This is a genomic window from Pseudomonas sp. FP215 (genome assembly GCF_030687795.1).
GTDB classification, from domain to species: Bacteria; Pseudomonadota; Gammaproteobacteria; order Pseudomonadales; family Pseudomonadaceae; genus Aquipseudomonas; species Aquipseudomonas salmasensis.
In genome coordinates, this window is the sequence record NZ_CP117447.1 from 6240451 (window position 1) to 6264476 (window position 24026).

The window sequence follows — 24026 nt, forward strand, 5'->3', positions numbered from 1 at the left end:
GTCGCTCCACGGGGTTTGCTGTCGTGGGCTGTACCTTAGGAGCGAATGTGGAGAGGCATCAATCAAGCTGGGTGCTGGATCGTTACGGCTGGAGTAACGGTACAGCGCCACGCCTGCGGTAATACAGCGATGTGCTCACTATCGAGCAAGCCACCAGACTATTTAACGTCAGTATCCAACCCGGTGCCTTGGACCATACCGAGGCAAGCGTCCCTACATAAAGCACCAAGAGCACAACAAGTATGAGAAATAGACCCAGTCCGACCGACTCTCCCCATTTAGCGAATTTGTTACGGCACTCAAGCAGCACAATGCTCAAAAAGGTGAACAAGAAGGTGATAAGCATGATTCCGAGCGCATGATCAGTTGCCACTATGCGGCCAGAGAGCTTCGATATAAGGAAAAGAAAAATCATGGACAAAGAGGACAGCCATAACCAAACAAAGGCGTAATCAAGGATGTTGAACAACGCCCGTTTGAACTTCAACGCCTCGACCGCGTTCGGCTTTGTCACGAGTGCAACAGCCAGCAGACCGGACCCCAGCCCTCCAAGGGTCATGATGATGAAGTTGTTTAAAACGTTAGTTGTGTCTTCGGGAACACCGATCAACTGGATAAGCAGTAGGATAATCACTGCACCTACAGTGGAAATCATGGCCCCCCATAGCGCACCACGCCCCTCAGCCAATGACCTGACTGCGGACGCTGTTGCGGTCACTGTCAGGACCCATAAGATCAAAGCGCCGGTTACCATGTTGTAGAGAAATGAAAAACTGTTGCCTACTGCGCCAAGAAATTCCATCACGCCCACATCACTCCATCCCTAAAACTGAATCCTCCTTATCGGCCGTAGCACATAAAGCTTGATGTGGGAGCTGGCTTGCCTGCGATGGCCATAGGTATCTACACAATTTCGTTACGACGCTGAACCTGTGGTGAGTGAGCTTGCTCCCGTGACGACCGGATAGCCGATGCTTATCTACCTGACGCCCCGCGATCAAACTGTGGGAGCGGGCTTGCTCGCGAAAGCGGCCTGACAGCCGACCGGGATGTGGGATTAGATTGAGTACATATCCGTTATTTAGGTAATGGCTACTTAGGGTTCCGCCCTGACGGCGGGTCACTTTGGAAAAGCCCCAAAGTAACCAAAGGGCTCTTGCCCCACCACTCGGCACCTCGCCTAGGCTCGGTGTGCCCGTAATCCGCCAGTGATTTGGGGGGCCGCCGCCACGCGCCATCCATGGCGCGGGGCGGCTAAACCGGCATCCCTGCCGGTTTACCCCCCAAATCCCTGTCGAATTCCGGCCAGCGTGGTTTAACGGGGCGCCTAAGATCAAAAGCAGATCAAGAGCGACTCGCTTCGCATCGTGGTTACCGTCTGCTGTTACAACCCACAAAGTTGTGTAGATACCTATGGCCGCAGGCAAGCCAGCTCCCACATGGGTCGGTGGTGTTGGTTAGATAGCGGTCCCAAAGAGGGAATGATCAGTCCCTTTTTGGGACCGGTTCAAGTTGCTGGCGATGGGCTGATTTGCTCCAGCGCTCTATCGACCAACAACTGACCCAGCTCGGCCATTTGCTGGATCCCCAGGAAAGTGTCCAGGTCGAAGGCCAGGTTGCAGGTGAGCGCATTGAGCGAGGACAGGGTTTCGCTGGCATTGACCAGCAGGGTTTCGGTGCCTTGGTGGGGGTTTACGGTGAAGAGCGGTGGATTGGGCGTAGGTTTGACCATGATTTACAGCTCCGATATGTGATGGAGGCTGCCCTCTCTCCGCTTGCACACGAATGAAGGTGGCAGCTGTACGCAGGTGTGCAAGACCGGGCATATCGGACCCCGGCAGACTCCGAAGAATCTCCCACGCACAGCCGCCATAACGAGTACAGCAGGCATAAAAAACGCCCGTCGAATGGCTATGGGCGTTGGTGCGCCGACATGTAACCGGACTTGCACGTCCGTGTCACCGTTTTTTGCGATGACGGAGCGAAGACTAGGCGCGATGATCAATCACAACAAGTTCATGCACAGCCCGACATCTTGCAGGAAAAATCTGAGCGCTAGCTTCTCACAACACCATCATCACCCTGACCTTCCCCAGGCCCTCCAGCGCATAACTGTGGTACTCATACACTTCTCCCTGAATAACCAGATGCAGGGTGCCGCCCTCATTATTGACTTGAACATCGGGCTCTTTTGTTTTGAGAAAAGGAGGTGCAGACGCTAATACGCTGAGTATTTCCTGATCACTTCCCAAATCCTTATGCACGTAGTACCTGTAGGAAAACCCCACCGTCGCGCCACCTTGGCCATCTCGCGCACCATAGATCGACATACCGTTGCCCAGGGAATGCTTCAACACCACTTCATCCAGGTCCGGTGTTCCGGGCGACAGGACCCAACTGCCGCCGATATAGAGCAGGCAGATCACAAGCAGGCAATTACGCAGAACAGGTATGAGGCGCTTAGTGGCCTTGCGTGGCATATTCGATACCTCTTCTTATCCAATATTGGTCCCGTGGGTCATCACCAAAAGGTTCACCGCCCCACAATGATCCAAAATCCGGACGAGTCGTTCTGGCGACGGTTTGAGCCACACCGGCGGCTCGCAGCAACACATTCTCGGGAATGCCCAGCACCGTGCCTGTGGCACCGTAATTGAAGCGTGGGAGCAGCTTGCCTGCGATGGCGGTAGGTCAGCTACTGAGATGTTGACTGACAGTCCGCCATCGCAGGCAAGCCGACTCCAACATTGGTCGGTGGTGTTGGATAGATAGCGGTCCCAAAGAGGGAACGATCAGTCCCTTTTGGGGACCTTAGCCAGCAAACCTTCCACGTTACTCATCAGCGTTGCTGCCCTCTCCATCAATTGACCTAAAAGCGCCTCGTCTTCGTCCATGTAACCTTCATATTCGGCCAGGTTGCGACGCTCATGACACAACGCCAATAACCTCACTTGCATCTTGCTCGCCTCGGCAGTGTGAACCAGGCATTGAAAGACCAGATAGCGCTTGTCAGAGCGATAACCTTTTAAACGTAAAGCCGTGAGGGCGATAGCATGGGCAGCGTTGTAAGCCAGGTCGAAACGACTGGCGAATGATAGTTGTGGATTACCAGCATCCTTTAAACGGTCCCTGGCTGAACGCATCAGCCCATCACACTCCTTGCGATCCGGCGGCTCAGCCTTCAAGCCACCACTACGTTGCAGATTCTCCAGGTTTGCCTTGCTGTCCATCCGTGGATTCCAGGGGGTTGCCCCCAATTAGATTGATCTTGTCCTGCTGCACAACCCGCTGCACGAAACTGTTCCCGGCATTCCATTTACCGATCCAGTCTTCAGGGGTGTAAAGCGTCGGGTTGATGGGGCGGCCCAGTTGCTCTTCCAGCGGCATGAGTTGCTCCATGACTTCACTGTAGTTGAGGCTTTGACCAATCAGCATCAGATCTATGTCACTGGATGAGTGCGCCTCACCCTTGGCGATGGAGCCGTAGATAAACGCCCAGGTTATCTGCTCGGCAAACGGTGCCAGTGCATTGCGCAATGGCTCATCCAGGCTCAGCGTCTTGCGCACGATAGCCAACAGCTCCGAGTAGATCGGGCACTGAGGGTTGGCTTGGTAGTGAGTCTGGTTACCTTGGCGTGTCATATTCAAGATGCCCGCCAACTGCAAACGCTCCAGCTCTCGGGTGAGGCTACCCTTACCCACCTGGGCCCACCGGGCTATTTCATTGGTGAAAAAGCTTTGGTCGGGCTTGCCGAAAAGCAGGCCCAGCACTTTTTGCTGGGTGGCCGTGAAGAGCGCAGTACTGAGTGGCAAGGTGTGCATGGCAGCGGCCAATGAGTCCCAAAAAGGGAACGATAGGTCCCTTTTTGGGAACGATCAAGTTTTAAGCCGCTGGGGAGGGGGATATCTGTTCCAGTGCTCGATCCACCAATAGCTGGCCTAGCTCTGCCATTTGCTGAATCCCCAGCATGATGGCGCGCTGGGAAGTGTCCAGGTCGAAGGCCAGGTTGCAGGTGAGCGCATTGAGCGAGGACAGGGTTTCGCTGGCATTGACCAGCAGGGTTTCGGTGTTTTGGTGGGGGTTCACGGTGAAGAGCGGTGGATTGGGCGTAGGTTTGATCATGATGAAACTCCTAAACAGTCAGTAAGGAGCGCCACCGTTCGCTTGCACGCGAATAGGGTGGCGACCGTGCGCAGGTGTGCAAGACCGGGCCTGTTTAGGACACCCAGCAGGTCCGAAGACCTCCTGCGCGCAGCCGCCATAAAGCAGCGAGCACAAAAAACGCCCGTTGTTTGGCTGGGCGTTTGTACGCCTAAACAGTTTCGTCGGACTTGCACGTCCGTGTCACCGTTTTTTGCGATGACGGAGTGAAGACTAGGCGCGACGATCAATCACGACAAGTTCATGCACAGCCCAAAAACTTGCAGGAAAAATCCGAAGGCGCAGCCGCACTGATCGTTCCCACGCTCCGCGTGGGCATGCATCCTGTGACGCTCTGCGTCACCCTTGTGCTGACTGGCGGGACGCGGAGCGTCTCCGGCGGCATTCCCACGCGGAGCGTGGGAACGATCAGTCAGGCCAGGCCGGACTCTACCAGCAGCGCTTCAAGGCCCATCAAGTCCGGCACCTTCGCCACCTGCTCGCCCACTTGCACCGCTGCCAGTTCCAGTGGGCACAGGGGCACGTCCACATAGCTCAATTCGCTGTCGAGCTTGTACGAGCGCGGAATGCCCTGGATCACCAGGGCAATGAATTTCAACGTCGGTCGCCCGCCCAGTGCATTCAACACCACGATACGTGAGCGTTCGCCCGTCATGCTGGCTTCGCCGCAGGCCGCTTCAAAGCTGATCAGTGGAATCTGCCGATCGCGCCACGTAACCTGCCGCAGGTACCACGGCGGTGCATCGCTGGCCGGTTCGCCGCGCTGGAAGTCGATCAGCTCGGCCACGGCAACGTTGGGCAGCACCAGGTGGCGGTCGGCCAGGGGCAGCAGCAGTCCGGTGAGTTGGCTGGTGCGGTGCTCAAGCATGGGACTTGCTCCAGTAGGCGATGCTTTCCAGCAGTACCGACTCTTGGTATGGCTTGCCGAGGTAGTCGTTGACGCCAATGGCCATGGCGCGGTCGCGGTGTTTCTGGCCGGTGCGTGAGGTGATCATGATGATCGGCAAGCGCATCAGGCGTGGGTCGTTGCGTATCTGAATGGCTACTTCGAAGCCGTCCATACGCGGCATTTCGATGTCGAGCAGCATCAAGTCCGGGGTGTGTTCTTCCAGGATGGCGAGGGCGTCGATCCCGTCCTTGGCGGTGAGCACGTTCATGCCGTTGCGCTCCAGCAGGCGGCTGGTGACTTTGCGTACGGTGACCGAGTCGTCCACCACCAGTACCAGCAGCGGGCGTTTTTTCAGCGGATCGTTGAGGATCAGCGGCGCATCCACCGCCTGGGCCGGCAACGCCGGTTGCCGAGCGCGGATGTGCGCCAGCAGGTCGATGATCAGCACCACATGGCCGTCGCCCAGGATGGTCGCGCCGGTCACGCCCTGCACCCCGGAGAACTGCGGCCCCAAGCCTTTGACCACAATCTCGCGGGTACCGGCCATGGCATCCACGTGCACCGCCACGCGGCGTTCATTGCAGTGCACCAGTAGCACCGGCACGGGCTGGTACTGGCCCAGCAGTTTCGGGCGGCTGGCGGTGTGCAGCAGGTCGCCTAAGTAGAACAACTCGTAGCGCTGGTCGGCGTATTCATAGTGCGGCGGGTCTTGCTGGTAGTGCCCGGCCAATTCATGGGGCAGCACGCGCACCAGGCCTTCGATGGTGTTGAGGGGGATCGCGTATTGGTCGTCCGCGCAGTGCACCATCAGCGCACGATTGACCGACACGGTAAACGGCAGGCGAATGCGAAAATGCACGCCCATGCCCGGCGTCGAGTCGATCACCATGGAGCCGCCGAGCTGGCGCACTTCTTCATGCACCACGTCCATGCCCACGCCGCGCCCGGAAATCTGGGTGATTTTTTCGGCGGTGGAAAAGCCCGGTTGCAGGATGAACTGCAACACGTCACGGTCGCTCATCTCTTGATGGGGCGCGAGCAGGCCGCGCTTGATCGCCTTGCGCCGCACCGCTTCAAGGGGCACACCCGCGCCGTCGTCACGCATGTCGAAGACGATGTCGCCGCCTTCGTGGGTCAGGTCCAGGGTGATGCGGCCCTTCTCCGGTTTGCCCGCCGCCAGCCGCACTTCGCGCGACTCCAGGCCGTGGTCGACGGCGTTGCGCAGCATATGCTCCAAGGGTGCCGCCATGCGCTCCAGCACATTGCGGTCCATCTCGCCTTCGGCATTGCCGACGATAAACTCCACGTCCTTGCCCAACTCGCCCGCCACTTGCCGCACGATGCGCTTGAGGCGTGGCAACATGCGCTCGAAAGGCACCATGCGCGTGCGCATCAGGCCTTCCTGCAACTCGGTGTTGATGCGCGCCTGTTGCTGCAGCAGATTGTGGGCATCCTGGTTGCGGCGCTCAAGGGTGTCCTTGAGGTCGAGCAGGTCGGAGGCAGATTCGGACAGCGCACGGGCCAGCTGTTGCAGCTGCGAATGGCGGTCCATTTCCAGCGGGTCGAATTCTTCGTAGCCCAGGCGTTCGGCCTCGGCTTGCTGGCGACTCAAGAGGCGGCCCTGGGTTTCGCTGTCGAGCCGGCGCAGTTGGTCGCGCATGCGCTCGATGGTGGTTTCCATCTCACTCAAGGCAATGCGCGCATCCTTGACTTGCTGCTCGATACGGCCACGGAAGATCGAGGTTTCACCGGCCAGGTTGACCAGGTCATCGAGCAAGTCAGCAGAGATTTTCACCATGTCGGCAGCCGGATCGGCGACCGCTTCGGCCTTGCCAGCCGGCAGCGCCACGGGTGTCACCGGCTCATCACTGGGGTGCACCAGGCTCTTGATGCGCTCGATGAGTTTATCCACCGAGCCCACCGGCAAGCCCTCGGCCACGGCGTCGATCATCTGCGCCAGGCGGTCATGGCAACCTTGCAGCAGAGCGAACAACTCAGGGGTCGGCGCGAGCAAACCGGCGGACAGCCCTTCGTAGAGAAACTCCAGCTCATGGGCCAGATCGCCGATTGGCCCGATCTCGACCATGCGTGCGCCACCCTTGAGGGTGTGCAGGTCCCGCAGCAGGGTTTCCACTTCTTGGCGATTGCCCGGCTCGGCCTGCCAGCGCACTAACGCGCTGCCTGAGCTGTCGAGGATATCGGCGGCTTCTTCGAGGAAGATATCCAGCAATTCCGGGTCGGCACCCGAGGCAGGCGCCACCGCAGTCGGCGCTGCCGGGCTGCTGGCCTGGCGCAATTCGCGCAGCCTTTCGACCAGCTCGGCGCCGTCACTCAAGGGTTGCTGCCGTTGCAGTTCGTCCAACTGTTGGGCCAGACGTTCGTGGCTGGCCATCAGTGCCTGGGACAGCTCGGCCGAATAGCTGTAGCGGCGGTCCACCAGCCCCTCATAAACGCATTCGAGCTCATGGGCCAAGTCGCCCACCGGGTCGATTTCGGCCATGCGCGCACCGCCCTTGAGGGTGTGCAGGTCCCGCTGCAACGAGGACAAGGGCGCGGCGTTTTCGGGTTCCAGCAGCCAGCGCTTGAGCGACTGGCCGGCGCTGTCGAGGATGTCTACGGCCTCTTCAAGGAAGATCTCGACAATTTCGTCGTCCATCGCCGTTGCGTGATCCAGCTGCGCAGTGGCCGCGCCCAACTCGGCGATACTCAGGGCGCGGCTGCCGTCGCTTTTGATCAGGCCTGTAGCGGACGGGTCCAGTGCTTCATCGAGCAGCTCGCGCAACGTCTGCAACCGTGCGGGCGCGGGGCTGATTTCCTGGCCGGCGGCCAACTGGTCGAGCATGTTGATCAGCGCGTCATGGGCCTGTTCGGCCTCCTGGAAAAACCGGGCGCTGACCGCCAGGCTGCTTTCTTCCACCGCGCCATACAGGTCGAGCAAGGCTTCGCACAACGCGTCGATAGGGTGCAGGTCGGCAAGGTGCGCACCCTCGCCCAGGGTGGTCAGCTCGTCCAGCAACGCCGTGAGTTCCTGACGGTCGCCGGGGTGTTGCTGCCAGCGACGCAGCAGGCTTTCGGCGTCGAGCAGGATGTCCATGCCCTGGGCCAGGAAGTTGGTGATCAAGTGCGGGTCACGCCTGACGCGCAGGCCGGTCGTGGGCGCGTCGAGCAAGGCGGCGAGTTGATGGTCCAGCAGGCGTTGGGTGCGGCTGATCAGGTCGGCCGCGCCATTGATCGGCGCCAGGGGGTTGTGGTCCAGGTCACCCAGCCCGCGCTGGAACAGCGCTTGTGCTTCAAGTAGCAACGCCACTTCGTCCTTGTCCAGCGGCAGGCGGTGGGCCTTGTATTCACGGGTGAGGTGGTCCAGCGGGCGCGCCAGTTCGGCGATGGGCAACACACCGGCCATGTAGGCGCTGCCCTTGAGGGTGTGCAAGGCGCGTTGCAGTTCATCGCTGACCTGCAGCGGCACCTGCTCGGCGGCCTGTTGCAGGAAGTACTCGAGGCTGTCCAGATGGCCTTGGGCTTCGTTGCGGAAGATCTCCAGCAGCATCGGGTCATGGGGCTCGGTGGCCGACGTGACGGCGCCACTGGCCAGGGCATGGGCTCGGGCGGCCAAGGCATCGACCTCATCGCGCTGGCGTTGGTCGTCGGTGGCAAAATCGGCGATCAGCTCCGGCAGCAGGGCCACGGCCTCATCCAATACCTGCTGCACCTCAGGTCCAAGGACTACGCTGCGTTCCAGCACGCGATTAAGCAGGTTCTCCACGGCCCAGGCCAGCTCGGCCAGCACCAGGGCGCGCACCATGCGGCCGCTGCCCTTGAGCGTATGGAAGGCGCGGCGCATTTCGCCCTGGGCGGTTTTGTCCGCGCTGTCGGGCAGGTAGCGATGCAGCACGTCGAGGACTTCATCGGTTTCTTCAAGGAAGACTTCGCGCAGCTCATCGTCAATCGGTTCTTCATCGGCCGGCGGCGGCAACAGGCTGCCGGGACGCTGCAAGGCCGGAGGGTTGAGACGTGAGGTTGGGCTCGCCAGCGCATCGAATTGGGACTGGCTGGGTGCGGCCTCGGACAGTGCCCCCTCGGGCGCGGCCAGGGCCTGGCGCCAGGGTTTTTCCGCCGGCAGGTAGCCCAGTGCATTCAAGCCCTGGGTGGCCAGTTCCAGCACTTTTTCGCCCGCCGCGTCGGGGTCTTGAAGCATGCGTTCGAGGTAGTACTCCAGGCTGCTGACCACCTCGGCGAAATGCCCCAGTTGCGCCGCCGAAGGCGCGGCGTCATTGACCATCAACTGCTCATCGACGTAGTCGGTGCAACCGCGCATCAAACTTGCGGCGCGTGGCAAAGGAATCATCGCCAGGGCACCGCGTACCTGGCTCAACAGCTCGGGCAAGGATTCCAGGCGCTGACGGTCCCAGTCGGCCTCGATGCAGTCGATCACCAGCTCCTTGGCTTGGCGCAGGCACTGGCACGACTCACGAATCACTAGCTGGTGAATCTGGGTCAGGTCGGTGGTGGGCAAGCGGCTGTCTTCACGGCTTTGCGGTTCGACGGTGCCGATCATCCCGGCCAGCGTCGCTTCGACATACAGCAACGCGCCGGCCACATCCATCAACACCGCGTCATTGGGTTCACGCTGCCCCTGGACCAGGCTCAACACCACCGCGAGTTGGTCGATGATCACTTTGCGCGGCTGGCCGAAACCCAGCACCGCGAGGGTATCGGCGATCTGGCGCAATGGCGCCAGCAACGGGTCGAGGTCCTGGGTGTGCTGGCGATCACTGCGCACGAACAGATCCAGGCGTTCCTTGACCCGCACCAGTTCCTCACACAACGCCCCGAGCACCGAGCCCATGGCATTGCGATCCGGCCCAGCCAGCCGCGCACGTTCAGCATCGACCACGGCGCTGTCGGGCAAGGCTTCGTCCAAGCCGTAGCGTTCCTTCAGGCTTTGCATACGCGGCGTCGGCCGGGTCACTTTGGCGACGTAGAACAACAGGCTCTTGAGCAACTCGTCCGGCGCCGGCTGGTTGATGCCATTGACGCCTTGAACCAGCAAGCGCTTGAGTTGTTTATCGCTGGCCTTGAGCAGGCTGCGCAGCGCCGGGCTGTTGGCGACCACGCCGGTGAGCATGCCTTCGACCAGCGCCGAGGTGACCTGCCACAACGGCAGCAGCGGCGCACCCTGGCACAGCGCTTCGAGGCGTGCGAACACCCGCGCCATGTCTTCCAGGTTGCTGGGGCCGTGGTCTTCACGCAGCAACCCGGCAAGGGCTTGTTGCAGCAGGTGGCGCCATTGGCGCAACTGTTCATGCAGATCCGGCGTTGCCCGTTGGGCCAGGGCTTGCTCTGGCAACGGCTCGATCGATAGCAGTTGCGGGCTGAACAGGCTGGTTTCCGATAGCAGGCTTTCACCACGGGCGCTGCGCAGGTCGTTGAGCAGCGGCAGCACCACCAGCGGCAAGTCGCGGCGGGCACTGTGCACGCGGTCGAGGTACAGCGGCAATTGGCCGAGGGCTTGTTGCAGCAGGCGGATACTTTCATCGCGTTGGCCGACGTGCCCGGCCTGTAGCGCCAGGGCCAGTTCTTCGATCTCTTCGGCCAGCAGCGCCGCGCCGTAGAACTCGACCATTTGCAGCGCGCCATGCACCTGGTGAATACCGGCCAGGCATTCGTTGAGGGCGTCGTCGTCATGGGTTTCAACGTACGCGTCCAGGGCCGACCGGGCCTGCTTCAGGGTTTCGGCAATATCGCCCTTGACCCATTCGAGGGCCACGTAGTCGTGCCGATCAACCATAACTGCTCCGCTTAGAATTCATGAGTTGCGTGTGTTACTCAGATCTCAAATCAAGAGGAGATCCAATGTGGGAGCGGGCTTGCTCGCGAAAGCGGTGGGTCAGTTTATAGATCAGGTGACTGATATACCGCATTCGCGAGCAAGCCCGCTCCCACATTTTGATTGCATTTCAATCGTCCACCTGCTTGGGCGGCGGCAAGGTGAAACCTGACACCGACCTGCGCAACTGGCTGGCCATCTTCGCCAGGTTACCAATGCTTTCGGCGGTGGCGGTGGAACCCGACGAAGTCTGCGTGGTGATCTGCTGGATCACGTTCATGGTCAGGGAAATCTGCCCCGCCGATGAGGTCTGTTGCTGCGCCGCGTTGTAAATACTCTGGATCAGCGCCGCCAGGGTTTTGGACACGCCTTCGATCTCTTCCAGCGCCACCCCGGCGTCCTGGGCCAGGCGCGCGCCGCGCACCACTTCGGTGGTGGTCTGTTCCATGGAGATCACCGCTTCGTTGGTGTCGGCCTGGATGGTGCGTACCAGGGTTTCGATCTGCCGGGTGGCCGCCGAGGAGCGTTCGGCCAGCCGTTGCACTTCATCGGCCACCACCGCAAAGCCGCGCCCGGCGTCACCGGCCATGCTGGCCTGGATCGCGGCGTTGAGGGCGAGGATGTTGGTCTGGTCGGCGATGTCGTCGATCAGGCTGATGATGTCGCCAATTTCCTGGGACGACTCGCCCAGGCGCTTGATGCGCTTGGCGGTGTCCTGGATCTGTTCGCGAATGTTGTCCATGCCGTGGATGGTGTTGTGCACCACCTCGTTGCCTTTGTTGGCGATCTCCACCGAACGCTCGGCCACCGCCGAGGATTCGGCCGCGTTGGCCGATACCTGGTCGATGGACTGCGCCATCTGGTTGATCGCCGTGGACGCTTCGGCAATCTGCTGGGCCTGATGCTCCGACGCCTGGGCCAGGTGCATCGCGGTAGCCTGGGTGTCCTGCACCGCGCCCGCGACCTGCCCGGCGGTGAGGTTGATGGTGGCGACCAGGTCACGCAGTTGGTCCACCGAATAGTTGATGGAGTCTGCGATGGTGCCGGTGAAGTCTTCGGTGACCGAGGCAGTGACGGTAAGGTCGCCGTCGGCCAGGTCTTCGATTTCATCCAGCAGGCGCATGATAGCGTTCTGGTTGCGCTCGTTCTTCTGCGCGGTTTCATGCAGTTGGCGGTTGGTCTCGCGCACCATGACCAAGCCGATCAGGATGATCGAGGCCAGCGCCAGCAAGCCCAGCACGTAACCGCCGATGGTGTCTAAACTGCGCCCGCTGGCGAGGTTTTCAAAACCGGTGGCCAGGTGCGAGGCTTCATCGAGCAGGGTTTGCGACAGGTTGAAAATATTGCTCGCCGAGGCGCGCACCTGGAACAACTGCGGCGAAGTCTCGAGAATTTCATCCACGGAGCCGGAGACAAATTCGAACAGTTCGGCAATGTCCGCCAGCCGCGCCCGGGCGTCCGGGTCTTCGACCTGGGTGATACGCAGCCCCGGGTTGCCATTGAGCATGCCATTGAGCACCACGCCGAAACGGTTGGCATCGCGGCCGAAAGCATCGGCGGCCTGCACCGCGGTTTCATCCCCCGCCAGCACGGTGTTGACCGCCCCCAGGATACGTTCGGCCAGCAGCGACTGGCGTTGGGCCAAGGCCACCTGGCTGGCCGGGGCGCCGCGTTGCAGCAGGCTATCCACGACTTTTTCCGACTCGATCTGCAGTTGCGGCACGGTTTCGGCCAGGGTCGCCGCCACTTGGTGCAACGACAACACGGTCTGCTCGCTGGCCAGGATCGCGTCGGTGTTTTTCAGCAGCGCCTCCCAGTCGGTCTGTACCGCCCGCATTTCAGCGCGCACCGCACTGGGCGCCGCCGGCAAGCCGGTTTGCGGGTCACCTTTTTTCAGGTAGCCCCAGCGCTGGGCAAAATCGTTGCGCGCATCGCCCAGCAGCTTGAACGCCGCCGCTTTCCCCGCGGCAGCTTCGGTGGCGTTCTTGGCAATGCGCTGGGACAGCACGCGCAGCTCACCGGCGTGGCCGATGTACTGTTTGTCGTAGGTGGACTGGGTGTTGAGGTACGCGAAGTTGGCGAACAGCAACATGATGAACACGATCAAGGCAATAAACAGCACGATGATCTGCGAACGGCTGCGCGAAGCGGCCTGGGGTTTGGGCGTAGTAGCGGTGCTCATGCGGCAACATCCATGAAGCCAGGGGCCTGGGCCAGGGCGAAGGGGCTGAAGACCTGCCACGGCGGGTCGCCGTCGAACTGGCCCTGAATAAACGGCGCGCTCGAGGCGGTGCTGGCCACCCAGGCGTCCAATGGGAAATGCTGCATGCCTACCACCTCGTCTACCAGCAGCCCGACAAACAGGTCGTTGAACTCCACCACCAGCACCCGCCGTTGCTTGCGCGCCTTGGATAACTCAAGGCCCAGGAAACCGCCCAGGTCCATCACCGGCAGCAAGCGCCCGCGCAGGTTGGCCACGCCTTTGACCCAGGGCTTGACCCCCGGCATCAAGGTGCAACGTGGCTCATGCAATACCTCGGCGACTTCGCCCATGGGCGCCACGTAGGCGTTTGGCCCTACGCGAAAAGCGATGCCGCTCCAGCGTTGCAGGCGCGTTTCCTGGGACGGCAGGTCCGCGGCCAGCAAGCGGCAGCGGCGGTCGATGTCCAGCAGCAGCTCGAAGGCGGTTTGCGACTCGGTCATGATCGCAAGCCTTAGCCGGCCAGCACCTTGTTCAGGGTGGCAATCAGGGTTTCTTCATCCACCGGCTTGGTCAGGTAGTCTTTGGCGCCCTGGCGCGCGCCCCAGATCTTGTCGGTTTCCTGGTCTTTGGTGGTAATGATGATGATCGGGATACCGTTGGTTTCCGGCTCCTTGGACAACTGGCGCGTGGCCTGGAAGCCATTGAGGCCAGGCATCACGATATCCATCAGCACCGCGTCGGGCTTTTCCTGGCGGGCCAGGGCCACGCCATCCGCGCCGTTTTCGGCTTTGAGCACCTGGTGGCCATGCTTTTCCAGCATGCCGGTGAGTTTGTACATTTCAGTCGGCGAATCGTCGACGATCAGAACACGTGCCATGGTTTTCCCCGCTACATTGGTCGGCGCCGGCCCTCGTGAGGCGGCGTCAGTGTGCTTGTTCTACTGCGGCGAACCCAGGCACATAGGCCTTGATCGCCCCCAGCAGTTCTTCCTTGCTGAAAGGCTTGGTCAAAAACTGATCGACACCCACGATGCGCCCCTTGGCCTTGTCGAACAGGCCGTCCTTGGAGGACAGCATGATCACCGGGATCGATTTGAACGCCGGGTTGTTCTTCACCAGGGCGCAGGTCTGGTAGCCATCCAGGCGCGGCATCATGATGTCGACAAAGATAATGTGCGGGTGATGATCGACAATACGGGCCAGGGCGTCGAAACCGTCGATCGCCGTGATGACCTCGCACCCCATGTTCTTCAACAGCGTCTCGGCGGTGCGGCGGATCGTTTTCGAATCGTCGATCACCATCACCTTCAAGGCGTTGGAATGCTGTTCCATATCTGCTCTACCATCGCCACAGCGAATCGGTTTTCGGTGTGTACTGCCTGATGTTGCACAGGATGAACGCCGCAAGCCTTGGAATACAAGGGCTGCTGCGCCGTGCCAGCCTTTTTAGCACAGTCTCCTGGCGCAATCTATCGAGGCACCCGCCCAGTGGTTTTTCCTTGACCCACAACAGCCGCAGCGCCACTCTGACGCCACTTTTATGCGCCCTAATTTGCTAGAGGAAATCCCCATGAGCGTTCGCGTCGGCATTGTCATGGACCCTATCGCCAGCATTTCCTATAAAAAGGACAGTTCGCTGGCCATGCTCCTGGCCGCCCAGGCCCGCGGCTGGACCTTGTTCTATATGGAGCAGCGCGATCTTTACCAGGGTGACGGCGAGGCCCGCGCACGCATGCGCCCGCTGCAGGTGTTCGCCAACCCTGAGAAGTGGTTCGAGCTTTCGGACGAAATCGACAGCCCGCTGAGCGACCTCGACGTGATCCTGATGCGCAAGGACCCGCCGTTCGACATGGAGTTTGTGTACTCCACCTACCTGCTGGAGCAGGCCGAACGGGCTGGCGTGTTGATCGTCAACAAGCCGCAAAGCCTGCGCGATTGCAATGAAAAGCTGTTCGCCACCCTGTTCCCGCAGTGCACGCCACCGACCGTGGTCAGCCGCCGCGCCGATGTACTGCGTGAATTCGCCGCCAAGCATGGCGATGTGATCCTCAAGCCGCTGGACGGCATGGGCGGCACCTCGATCTTCCGTCACCGCGCCGGCGACCCGAACCTGTCGGTGATCCTCGAAACCCTGACCGCCCTGGGCACCCAGCAGATCATGGGGCAGGCCTACCTGCCGGCGATCAAGGACGGTGACAAGCGCATCCTGATGATCGACGGCGAGCCGGTGGATTATTGCCTGGCGCGTATCCCGGCAGCCGGCGAGACCCGTGGCAACCTGGCCGCCGGTGGTCGCGGTGAAGCGCGGCCGTTGTCGGACAAGGACCGCTGGATCGCCGCTCAAGTCGGCCCGACCCTGCGGGAAAAAGGCCTGCTGTTTGTCGGACTCGACGTAATTGGTGAGAACCTCACTGAAATCAACGTCACCAGCCCGACCTGTATTCGCGAGATCGACAATGCATTTGGCACGAACATCGGCGAAATGCTGATGGCCGCCATTGAGCGCAAGCTAAAAGCCAAGTGACATAGAACAGCCGGACACACACCAACATTGCGTTATCATGCGCCACCTGTGAAACGCGCGATGTTGGTTTTCTTGTCATGACACTCCCGTCCGATCTGCCCCCCGAATTCACCCATAGCGGCGTGCGCCCGGCTGATCGTCTCGGATTTACCCTGTTTCTCGCTGCGCTGATTCACCTCGCCCTGCTCCTGGGGGTGGGGTTCACCCTGGTCGAACCCAAGCAGATTACCAAGACCCTGGAAATCACCCTCGCCACGTTCAAGAGCGAAAAGAAGCCCGAAAAGGCTGATTTTCTCGCCCAGGACAACCAGCAGGGCAGCGGCACCCTCGACAAGAAAGCCGTGCCCAAGACCACCGAAGTGGCGCCCTTTCACGACAACCAGGTCAAGAAGGTCACCCCGCCGCCGGCGCCCAAGCCCGAGGTCAGGCAGGCCGCGCCCAAGGCTGCGGTAACCACCGTCGCGCCCAAGCCGCAAAAAGCCCCGACCCAGCGCGAAAAGGCCAAGACCGAACCCAAGCCCGAACCGGTGAAACCTGCGCCGACGTTCGACAGCTCGACGTTGTCCGACGAAATTTCCAGCCTGGAAGCCGAGCTGGCCCACGAGCAACAGCTGTATGCCAAGCGCCCGCGCATCTACCGCCTGAACGCCGCCTCAACCATGCGCGACAAAGGCGCCTGGTATAAGGACGAGTGGCGCAAGAAGGTCGAACGCATTGGCAACCTCAACTACCCGGACGAGGCGCGGCGCCAGCAGATTTATGGCAATTTGCGCTTACTGGTGTCGATCAACCGTGACGGCTCGCTGTATGAAGTGCAGGTGCTGGAGTCCTCCGGCCAGCCGCTGCTGGACCAGGCCGCGCAACGCATCGTACGGCTGGCCGCGCCCTTTGCGCCGTTCAGCGGCGACTTGAACGACGTGGACCGCCTGGAAATCATCCGCACTTGGCGGTTTGCCAAGGGCGATCGGTTGTCCAGTAACTGACTCCCCTGCTGATCGCGCCCGCACTTGTCAGTTCGCCCCTCCAACGCCACACTAGCGGACATGAAAAACGTCAGCCCGACTTACCTCAAGCACCAATTCCTGATCGCCATGCCCCATATGGCCGACCCGAACTTTGCGCAGACCTTGACCTACATCGTCGAGCACACGGCCAATGGTGCCATGGGGTTGGTGGTCAACCGCCCGCAGGAGCTGAACCTGGCCGATATCCTTGAGCAACTGCGCCCGGAAATCGACCCGCCGGCAAGCTGCCAGCACGTGCCGATCTACATCGGCGGGCCGGTGCAGACCGATCGCGGTTTTGTCTTGCACCCCACCGGGCCGAAGTACCAGGCCACGGTAGACCTTGAAGGCGTGTCACTGTCCACGTCCCAGGACGTGCTGTTCGCCATCGCCGATGGCGTCGGCCCTGAGCAAAGTGTGATCACCCTGGGCTACGCCGGTTGGGAAGCCGGGCAACTGGAGGCCGAACTGGCCAGCAATGCCTGGCTGACCTGCCCGTTCGACGCTGACATCCTGTTCAACACCGCCAGCGAACTGCGCCTGGAAGCGGCCGCGGCCAAGCTGCGGGTCAACCTCAGCCTGCTGACCAGCCAGGCGGGGCACGCCTGATGGCTTTGCGTCTGATCCTCGGTTTTGACTACGGCACCAAACAGATCGGCGTAGCAGTTGGCCAGGTCATCACCGGCCAGGCCCGCGAGCTGTGCACCCTCAAGGCCCAGAACGGCGTGCCGGACTGGAACCAGGTCGAAGCCCTCATCAAAGAATGGAAGCCTGACGCAGTGGTAGTCGGCCTGCCCCTGAACATGGATGGCACCCCCAGTGACATGTGCCTGCGCGCCGAGAAGTTCGCGCGCCGCCTCAATGGCCGCTACAACCTGCCCTTCTATACCCACGACGAACGCCTCACCACCTTTGAAGCCAAGGGTGAGCGCCGTGACCGTGGCGGGCAAAAGGGCAGTTATCGCGACAACCCGGTGGACGCCATCGCCGCCGCCTTGCTGTTGCAGGGCTGGCTGGATGAAAACACCGCTTTATTTGAATCCTGACTGACGCGGCTTGCTGCTATGCCGTTTTTGTAGGAGCGAGCTTGCTCGCGAAGAACTCACAGGCACCGCGCACTTCCAGGTTTTCACGCGTTATCGTTGACGTTTTTCGCGAGCAAGCTCGCTCCTACACACTTAACAAGGAGCCACCATGAGCTTGCCGAACCCTGCCGAACTGATCAGCCAGATGGCGATACGCCTCAAGGCGCACCTGGAACACCGTGCCATCAGCGAACCGCGTTTTATCGGCATACGCACCGGTGGCGTGTGGGTGGCCCAGGCGCTACTCAAAGAACTGGGCAGTGATTCGCCCCTGGGCACCCTGGACGTGTCCTTCTACCGCGACGACTTCAGCCAGAACGGCCTGCATCCGCAGGTGCGCCCTTCGGCCCTGCCCTTCGAGATCGAAGGCCAGCACCTGGTATTGATCGACGACGTGCTGATGAGCGGCCGCACCATCCGCGCCGCCCTGAACGAGCTGTTCGACTATGGCCGCCCGGCCAGCGTGACCCTGGTGTGCCTGCTGGACCTGGATGCCGGCGAGCTGCCGATCAGCCCGGACGTCGTAGGCGCAACCCTGTCGCTTGCCCCCCAGCAGCGGGTAAAATTGTCCGGTCCCACGCCGCTCGAACTCGAACTGCAAGACCTTGCCCTTTAAACCGCCTTGTACAGAGTCCCCGCGATGACGCCTCTAGATGCCAAGCGCCCGCTGCAGCTCAATGCTCAGGGCCAGTTGCAACACTTCTTGTCCCTCGACGGTTTGCCCCGCGAACTGCTCACCGAAATCCTCGACACCGCCGACTCGTTCCTGGAAGTCGGTGGCCGGGCGGTGAAGAAAGTCCCGCTGCTGCGCGGTAAAACCATCTGCAACGTGTTCTTCGAGAACTCCACCCGCACCCGCACCACCTTTGAACTGGCGGCCCAGCGGCTGTCGGCCGATGTGATCACGCTGAACGTGTCCACCTCGTCGGCGAGCAAGGGCGAAACCCTGCTCGACACCCTGCGCAACCTGGAAGCCATGGCGGCCGACATGTTCGTAGTACGCCACGGCGACTCCGGCGCTGCGCATTTCATCGCCGAGCATGTGTGCCCGAACGTGGCAATCATCAATGGCGGCGACGGCCGCCACGCGCACCCGACCCAGGGCATGCTCGACATGCTCACCATTCGTCGGCACAAAGGCAGCTTTGAAAACCTCTCGGTGGCCATCGTCGGCGACATCCTGCATTCGCGGGTAGCACGTTCGAACATGCTGGCCCTCAAGGCCCTGGGTTGCCCGGATATTCGCGTGATCGCGCCCAAAACCTTGCTGCCCATCGGTATCGAACAGTATGGCGTGAAGGTCTACACCGACATGGCCGAGGGCCTCAAGGATGTGGACGTGGTGATCATGCTGCGCCTGCAACGCGAGCGTATGGCCGGGGGCTTGTTGCCCAGCGAAGGTGAGTTCTACCGACTGTTCGGCCTGACCACCGCACGCCTGGCCAAGGCCAAGCCGGATGCCATCGTGATGCACCCGGGGCCGATCAACCGTGGCGTGGAAATCGAGTCGGCGGTGGCCGACGGCCCGCAATCGGTGATTCTCAACCAAGTGACCTACGGCATCGCGGTGCGCATGGCTGTGCTGTCCATGGCCATGAGCGGGCAAACCGCGCAACGTCAATTCGAGCAGGAGCAGGCCCAGTGAAGCTCAGCATTCTCGGCGCCCGAGTCATCGACCCGGCCAGTGGCCTGGACCAAGTTACCGATCTACACCTGGACGCCGGCAAGATCGTCGCCATCGGCGCCGCCCCCGCAGGCTTCAACGCCGGCCAGAGCATCGATGCCAAGGGCCTGGTGGCCGCGCCTGGGCTGGTGGACCTGAATGTCGCCCTGCGCGAGCCGGGCTACAGCCGCAAAGGCAGCATCGCCAGCGAAACCCAGGCCGCCGCCGCCGGTGGCGTGACCAGCCTGTGCTGCCCGCCTAATACCAAGCCGGTGCTGGACACGTCGGCCGTGACCGAGCTGATCCTCGACCGCGCCCGCGAAGCCGGCAATTGCAAAGTGTTTCCCATTGGCGCCTTGAGCAAGGGCCTGGACGGCGAACAACTTGCCGAACTGATCGCCCTGCGTGACGCCGGTTGCGTGGCCTTCGGCAATGGCCTGGAAAGCTTTCGCAGCACACGCACCTTGTGCCGCGCCCTGGAATACGCGGCCACCTTCGACTTGACGGTGATCTTCCATTCCCAGGACCGCGACCTGGCCGAAGGTGGCCTGGCCCATGAAGGCGCAGTGGCCAGCTTCCTCGGCCTGCCGGGCATTCCGGAAACCGCAGAAACCGTGGCCCTCGCCCGCGACCTGTTGCTGGTGGAACAAAGCGGCGTGCGTGCGCATTTCAGCCAGTTGACCAGCGCCCGGGGCGTGGCCCTGATCGCCCAGGCCCAGGCCCGTGGCTTGCGGGTAACGGCCGATGTCGCCCTGTACCAACTGATCCTGACGGATGAGGCGCTGATCGACTTCTCTAGCCTGTACCACGTACAGCCCCCGCTGCGCACCAAGGCTGACCGTGATGGTTTGCGTGCGGCGGTGAAGTCGGGTGTGGTGTCGGCGATTTCCAGCCATCACCAACCTCACGAGCGAGACGCCAAGCTGGCACCGTTTGGCGCGACCGAGCCGGGCATCAGCAGTGTGGAGTTGTTGCTGCCATTGGCGATGACGCTGGTCGAAGACGGCTTGCTGGACCTGCCGACACTGCTGGCACGCCTGAGCACCGGCCCGGCCGAAGCCCTGCGCTTGCCGGCGGGCCAGTTGGCGGTGGGCTCACCGGCGGACCTGGTGCTGTTCGACCTGGCAAGCTCGACGGTGGCCGGGGAGCGTTGGTTGTCCAAGGGCGAAAACTGCCCGTTCATCGGCCACAGCCTGCCGGCGACGGTGCGGTATACCTTGATGGATGGGCGGATCAGCTACCAGGCTTGACGCGCAAGCTCGTTCCCACGCTCTGCGTGGGAACGCATCCTGTGACGCTCTGCGTCAGCACTCCAAAGGTGGACGCGGAGCGTCCTGGGCTGCATTCCCACGCGGAGCGTGGGAACGATCAGCGGAGCGTGGGAACGATCAGTGCTCAGCGGCCGCTGTTGCGCTCGGCATTGCGGATCGAGATCTGCGTGTTCAACGTCCAGAAGTCATACAGCACCCCGACCAGGAACAAACCGCCGGTCAGCAGGTAGATCAGGCCGGTGATCCATTTGCCCTGATACATGCGGTGCACACCAAACACCCCCAGGAACGCCAACAGAATCCAGGCCACGTTGTATTCGATGGGCCCAGCGGTAAACCGCAGGTCGGCTTCACGGTCCATGGCCGGGATCAGGAACAAGTCGATCAGCCAGCCAATGCCGAACAAGCCGAAAGTGAAAAACCAGATCGTACCGGTCACGGGCTTGCCGTAATAAAAGCGATGAGCCCCGGTAAAACCGAAAATCCACAGCAGGTAACCAATCGCCTTACTGTGGGTATCGTGCTGCTGACCAACCTGTTGATAGGTGTTCATGAAGGACCTCTTTTGCTTCGATAGATAAATTTTTTCATTTTCTTTGTGACTTTTTTACGGGCGCCCGACGTACGGTAAATGGTATCTTCCTGCCCTCAAAGCCTTGTGCCACCTGCCTTGTGTAGGACAATTGCGGCGAATCGTCGCGTTTTTCCTGAGTTTGACCCCAAGGTTCAGTCGACAAACGGCCTGAGAACAGCACAAAAAGCTGTTATAAAGTTGCGCGCAAACCCATAAGAGCCACGCCTAATGCGACCATTTTTCAAGACATGGCTAACCATTTGCCTATTAATGCCACTGGCCGCCCACGCCACCAATCGTGAGCAACGACTTCCGAACGTTAACGGTTTCACCCCTAAAGTCCATAGCACGCCCAGCCCTGCCAAATCGGCAAAGCCAACCGTCAGCCGCCCGACTCAACTGAGCAAGGCCAACGGCAAAGCGCTTTCCACCCAACTGGCCGTGAACACCAAGCAAAGCAGCAACGTCTTGAGCCGTGCCGTCAACGTGCTCGGTACACCTTATCGTTGGGGCGGCAGCAGCCCAAGTAAAGGGTTCGACTGCAGCGGCCTGGTGAAATACGCATTTAACGATGTAAAAGCAGTGGACCTGCCCCGCACCTCCAACGCCATGGCGGCCGGCCATGGGTTGAAGGTCGACCGCAAGGACCTGAAACCTGGCGACCTGTTGTTCTTCAAGCTCAAGAGCCGCCAGGTCAACCACGTTGCCATCTACCTGGGCAACGACCGCTTTATCCACGCACCGCGCCGTGGCAAGTCGGTGAGCATCGACACGCTGAAAAAGCCGTTCTGGAACAAGAACTACGTGATTGCCAAGCGGGTACTGCCTAAAGAGCAGAACAGCAACTTGCGGATCGTGCAGCGCTAAGCCAGGCGCCACTGAAGCTCCCCATTTGAAATGCAATCAAATGTGGGAGCTGGCTTGCCTGCGATGACGGTGTGTCAGTTGGCAGAGAGAGCGCCTGACAGTCCGCTATCGCAGGCAAGCCAGCTCCCACATTGTGTGTCTGTGCGTTTTAGATATCTGCCGGCACCCTCGCCTTCTCCCGCGCCTCTTCCCGGCTAATCACTCCCGCGCCGACCAACGCCTTCAAACTCATATCCAGGGTCTTCATCCCCAACGCCCCACCCGTCTGAATAGCCGAAACCATCTGCGCCACCTTGTCTTCGCGAATCAAGTTACGAATCGCCGGGGTGCCCAGCATGATTTCATGGGCGGCCACGCGCCCGCCGCCCACCTTCTTCACCAGCACCTGAGACACCACCGCCTGCAGCGACTCCGACAGCATCGAGCGGACCATCGCCTTCTCCCCGGCCGGGAAGACGTCCACCAGCCTGTCTACTGTCTTTACCGCCGACGAGGTGTGCAAGGTGCCAAACACCAGGTGCCCGGTCTCTGCCGCCGTCAGCGCCAGGCGGATGGTTTCCAGGTCGCGCAGTTCACCCACCAGGATCACATCCGGGTCTTCGCGCAGGGCTGAACGCAGGGCCACCGAGAAACTGTGGGTGTCGCGATGCACCTGGCGCTGGTTGACCAAGGCCATTTTCGGCCTGTGGATAAACTCGATGGGGTCTTCCAGCGTGAGGATATGCTGGCGTCGATGCCGGTTGAGGTCGTCGATCATCGCCGCCAGGGTCGTGGATTTGCCGGAGCCGGTAGGCCCGGTCACCAGCACTAGGCCGCGCGGGAGGCGGGCGATTCGCTGGAACACCTCGCTCAATCCCAGGTCCTCCAGGCTCTGTACCTCAGCCGGGATAGCCCGAAACACCGCACCCACGCCGCGATCCTGGCGGAACACGTTCGCCCGGAACCGGGCGACGCCTGGCAATTCGAAGGAAAAATCCGTTTCAAGAGATGTTTCGAAATCCTTTTGTTGATGTTTATTCAGCAAAGGGCTCAATAAGTCGACCACCTGGGTAGCGTTCAGCGCCGGCCCATCCAGGGGCCAAACCTCGCCATCAATGCGCAGCATCGGTGCCAGGCCGGCTGACAGATGCAGGTCTGAGGCGCCTCGGCTTACGCTGGCCGCCAGCAATTGCGTGATATCCATAGGGCTTTCCATTTCCAGTAGAATGCCGCGGACTCCATATCCACGGGCGCATCTTGAATGTCGACGATAGCAGACAACATCGGCCTGGTTAGCCAGCGCATCCGCGCCGCAGCCGACGCCGTGCAACGTGACGCAAGCAGCATCCACCTGCTGGCCGTGAGCAAGACCAAACCCGCGCAGGCAGTGCGTGAAGCCTACGCCGCCGGGCTGCGCGACTTTGGTGAAAACTACCTGCAGGAAGCCCTGGGCAAACAGGCGGAATTAACCGACCTGCCCTTGAGTTGGCACTTCATCGGCCCCATTCAATCGAACAAGACTCGCGCCATCGCCGAGCACTTCGCTTGGGTGCATTCCGTGGACCGCCTGAAAATCGCACAACGCCTGTCCGAACAACGCCCGGCCGACCTGCCGCCGCTCAATATCTGCATCCAGGTCAATGTCAGTGGCGAAGCCAGCAAGTCCGGCTGCACACCCGCCGACCTGCCGGCCCTGGCCACTGCGATCAGCGCCCTGCCGCGCTTGAAGCTGCGGGGCTTGATGGCGATTCCCGAGCCGACTGAAGATCGGGCCGAACAGGATGCGGCGTTCGCCACGGTGCGCGACTTGCAAGCCAGCTTGAACCTGGCGCTGGACACACTTTCCATGGGCATGAGCCACGACCTTGAGTCGGCCATTGCCCAAGGCGCCACCTGGGTGCGGATCGGTACCGCCCTGTTTGGCGCCCGCGACTACGGCCAGCCGTGAAATGGCTGACATCCCTCGAAATAAGGACCTG

Annotated in this window: 24 protein-coding genes; 9 read left to right on the plus strand and 15 right to left on the minus strand. The window is 61.2% G+C overall.

What is annotated here, in order from left to right; translation table 11 throughout:
- Positions 1 to 82: 82 nt before the first annotated feature.
- The 13 genes from PSH76_RS28390 to pilG form a co-directional block, all read right to left on the minus strand.
- A complete protein-coding gene (locus PSH76_RS28390; protein WP_305493290.1) occupies positions 83 to 811 on the minus strand; it encodes a hypothetical protein in 729 nt (242 codons plus the stop codon).
- Between the two features lie 696 nt (positions 812 to 1507).
- Positions 1508 to 1732 (minus strand): DUF6124 family protein, encoded by a 225-nt coding sequence (locus PSH76_RS28395; RefSeq protein WP_305493291.1) that lies wholly within the window; start codon positions 1730 to 1732, stop codon positions 1508 to 1510.
- A gap of 331 nt (positions 1733 to 2063) precedes the next feature.
- Positions 2064 to 2480 (minus strand): hypothetical protein, encoded by a 417-nt coding sequence (locus PSH76_RS28400; RefSeq protein ID WP_305493292.1) that lies wholly within the window; start codon positions 2478 to 2480, stop codon positions 2064 to 2066.
- The gene (locus PSH76_RS28405; RefSeq protein ID WP_370874624.1) at positions 2461 to 2634 is read right to left on the minus strand and encodes a polymorphic toxin type 44 domain-containing protein; all 174 of its coding nucleotides are present in this window, start codon (positions 2632 to 2634) and stop codon (positions 2461 to 2463) included. The genes PSH76_RS28400 and PSH76_RS28405 overlap by 20 nt, the downstream gene beginning before the upstream one ends.
- Before the next feature lie 158 nt (positions 2635 to 2792).
- Positions 2793 to 3230 (minus strand): hypothetical protein, encoded by a 438-nt coding sequence (locus PSH76_RS28410; RefSeq protein WP_305493293.1) that lies wholly within the window; start codon positions 3228 to 3230, stop codon positions 2793 to 2795.
- Complete coding sequence (locus tag PSH76_RS28415; RefSeq protein ID WP_305493294.1) at positions 3193 to 3822, minus strand: nucleotidyltransferase domain-containing protein; 630 nt, start codon at positions 3820 to 3822, stop codon at positions 3193 to 3195. The genes PSH76_RS28410 and PSH76_RS28415 overlap by 38 nt, the downstream gene beginning before the upstream one ends.
- 61 nt (positions 3823 to 3883) lie before the next feature.
- The gene (locus PSH76_RS28420) at positions 3884 to 4123 is read right to left on the minus strand and encodes a DUF6124 family protein (protein WP_032894742.1); all 240 of its coding nucleotides are present in this window, start codon (positions 4121 to 4123) and stop codon (positions 3884 to 3886) included.
- A 451-nt stretch (positions 4124 to 4574) separates the two neighbouring features.
- Positions 4575 to 5030 (minus strand): chemotaxis protein CheW, encoded by a 456-nt coding sequence (locus tag PSH76_RS28425; RefSeq protein ID WP_003195048.1) that lies wholly within the window; start codon positions 5028 to 5030, stop codon positions 4575 to 4577.
- Positions 5023 to 10839, minus strand: a complete 5817-nt coding sequence (locus tag PSH76_RS28430) for an Hpt domain-containing protein (RefSeq protein ID WP_305493295.1) — start codon at positions 10837 to 10839, stop codon at positions 5023 to 5025. Before PSH76_RS28430 ends, PSH76_RS28425 begins: the two co-directional genes overlap by 8 nt.
- 169 nt (positions 10840 to 11008) lie before the next feature.
- Positions 11009 to 13060, minus strand: coding sequence for a methyl-accepting chemotaxis protein (locus tag PSH76_RS28435; RefSeq protein WP_032894736.1), 2052 nt, complete (start codon positions 13058 to 13060; stop codon positions 11009 to 11011).
- Complete coding sequence (locus PSH76_RS28440) at positions 13057 to 13581, minus strand: chemotaxis protein CheW (protein ID WP_305493296.1); 525 nt, start codon at positions 13579 to 13581, stop codon at positions 13057 to 13059. The genes PSH76_RS28435 and PSH76_RS28440 overlap by 4 nt, the downstream gene beginning before the upstream one ends.
- Before the next feature lie 11 nt (positions 13582 to 13592).
- A complete protein-coding gene (gene pilH / locus PSH76_RS28445; RefSeq protein ID WP_014720320.1) occupies positions 13593 to 13958 on the minus strand; it encodes a twitching motility response regulator PilH in 366 nt (121 codons plus the stop codon).
- A 46-nt stretch (positions 13959 to 14004) separates the two neighbouring features.
- Positions 14005 to 14412: a twitching motility response regulator PilG gene (pilG, locus tag PSH76_RS28450; protein ID WP_014720321.1), complete on the minus strand. Its 408-nt coding sequence runs from the start codon at positions 14410 to 14412 to the stop codon at positions 14005 to 14007.
- 238 nt (positions 14413 to 14650) lie between these two features.
- On the opposite strand from pilG, the gene gshB reads away from it, so the two are divergent.
- From gshB to PSH76_RS28485, 7 genes are all read left to right on the plus strand, one after another.
- Positions 14651 to 15604, plus strand: coding sequence for a glutathione synthase (gene gshB, locus PSH76_RS28455; protein ID WP_003195061.1), 954 nt, complete (start codon positions 14651 to 14653; stop codon positions 15602 to 15604).
- A 77-nt stretch (positions 15605 to 15681) separates the two neighbouring features.
- Complete coding sequence (locus tag PSH76_RS28460; protein WP_032894731.1) at positions 15682 to 16587, plus strand: energy transducer TonB; 906 nt, start codon at positions 15682 to 15684, stop codon at positions 16585 to 16587.
- A gap of 60 nt (positions 16588 to 16647) precedes the next feature.
- Complete coding sequence (locus PSH76_RS28465) at positions 16648 to 17217, plus strand: YqgE/AlgH family protein (protein ID WP_032894725.1); 570 nt, start codon at positions 16648 to 16650, stop codon at positions 17215 to 17217.
- Complete coding sequence (gene ruvX, locus PSH76_RS28470) at positions 17217 to 17654, plus strand: Holliday junction resolvase RuvX (RefSeq protein WP_003195067.1); 438 nt, start codon at positions 17217 to 17219, stop codon at positions 17652 to 17654. The genes PSH76_RS28465 and ruvX overlap by 1 nt, the downstream gene beginning before the upstream one ends.
- A 148-nt stretch (positions 17655 to 17802) precedes the next feature.
- Positions 17803 to 18309, plus strand: a complete 507-nt coding sequence (pyrR, locus tag PSH76_RS28475; protein WP_032894723.1) for a bifunctional pyr operon transcriptional regulator/uracil phosphoribosyltransferase PyrR — start codon at positions 17803 to 17805, stop codon at positions 18307 to 18309.
- A 24-nt stretch (positions 18310 to 18333) separates the two neighbouring features.
- A complete protein-coding gene (locus PSH76_RS28480; RefSeq protein ID WP_014720325.1) occupies positions 18334 to 19338 on the plus strand; it encodes an aspartate carbamoyltransferase catalytic subunit in 1005 nt (334 codons plus the stop codon).
- A complete protein-coding gene (locus PSH76_RS28485) occupies positions 19335 to 20606 on the plus strand; it encodes a dihydroorotase (protein WP_305493297.1) in 1272 nt (423 codons plus the stop codon). Before PSH76_RS28480 ends, PSH76_RS28485 begins: the two co-directional genes overlap by 4 nt.
- Before the next feature lie 145 nt (positions 20607 to 20751).
- On the opposite strand, the gene PSH76_RS28490 is transcribed toward PSH76_RS28485, so the two are convergent.
- Positions 20752 to 21180 (minus strand): TM2 domain-containing protein, encoded by a 429-nt coding sequence (locus PSH76_RS28490; protein ID WP_032894720.1) that lies wholly within the window; start codon positions 21178 to 21180, stop codon positions 20752 to 20754.
- 249 nt (positions 21181 to 21429) lie between these two features.
- Between PSH76_RS28490 and PSH76_RS28495 the strand changes: the two genes are divergently transcribed.
- Positions 21430 to 22068: a C40 family peptidase gene (locus PSH76_RS28495; RefSeq protein WP_305493298.1), complete on the plus strand. Its 639-nt coding sequence runs from the start codon at positions 21430 to 21432 to the stop codon at positions 22066 to 22068.
- A gap of 148 nt (positions 22069 to 22216) precedes the next feature.
- On the opposite strand, the gene PSH76_RS28500 is transcribed toward PSH76_RS28495, so the two are convergent.
- Positions 22217 to 23251 (minus strand): type IV pilus twitching motility protein PilT, encoded by a 1035-nt coding sequence (locus PSH76_RS28500; RefSeq protein ID WP_305493299.1) that lies wholly within the window; start codon positions 23249 to 23251, stop codon positions 22217 to 22219.
- Between the two features lie 57 nt (positions 23252 to 23308).
- On the opposite strand from PSH76_RS28500, the gene PSH76_RS28505 reads away from it, so the two are divergent.
- Positions 23309 to 23995, plus strand: coding sequence for a YggS family pyridoxal phosphate-dependent enzyme (locus PSH76_RS28505; protein WP_032894716.1), 687 nt, complete (start codon positions 23309 to 23311; stop codon positions 23993 to 23995).
- Positions 23996 to 24026 lie beyond the last annotated feature (31 nt).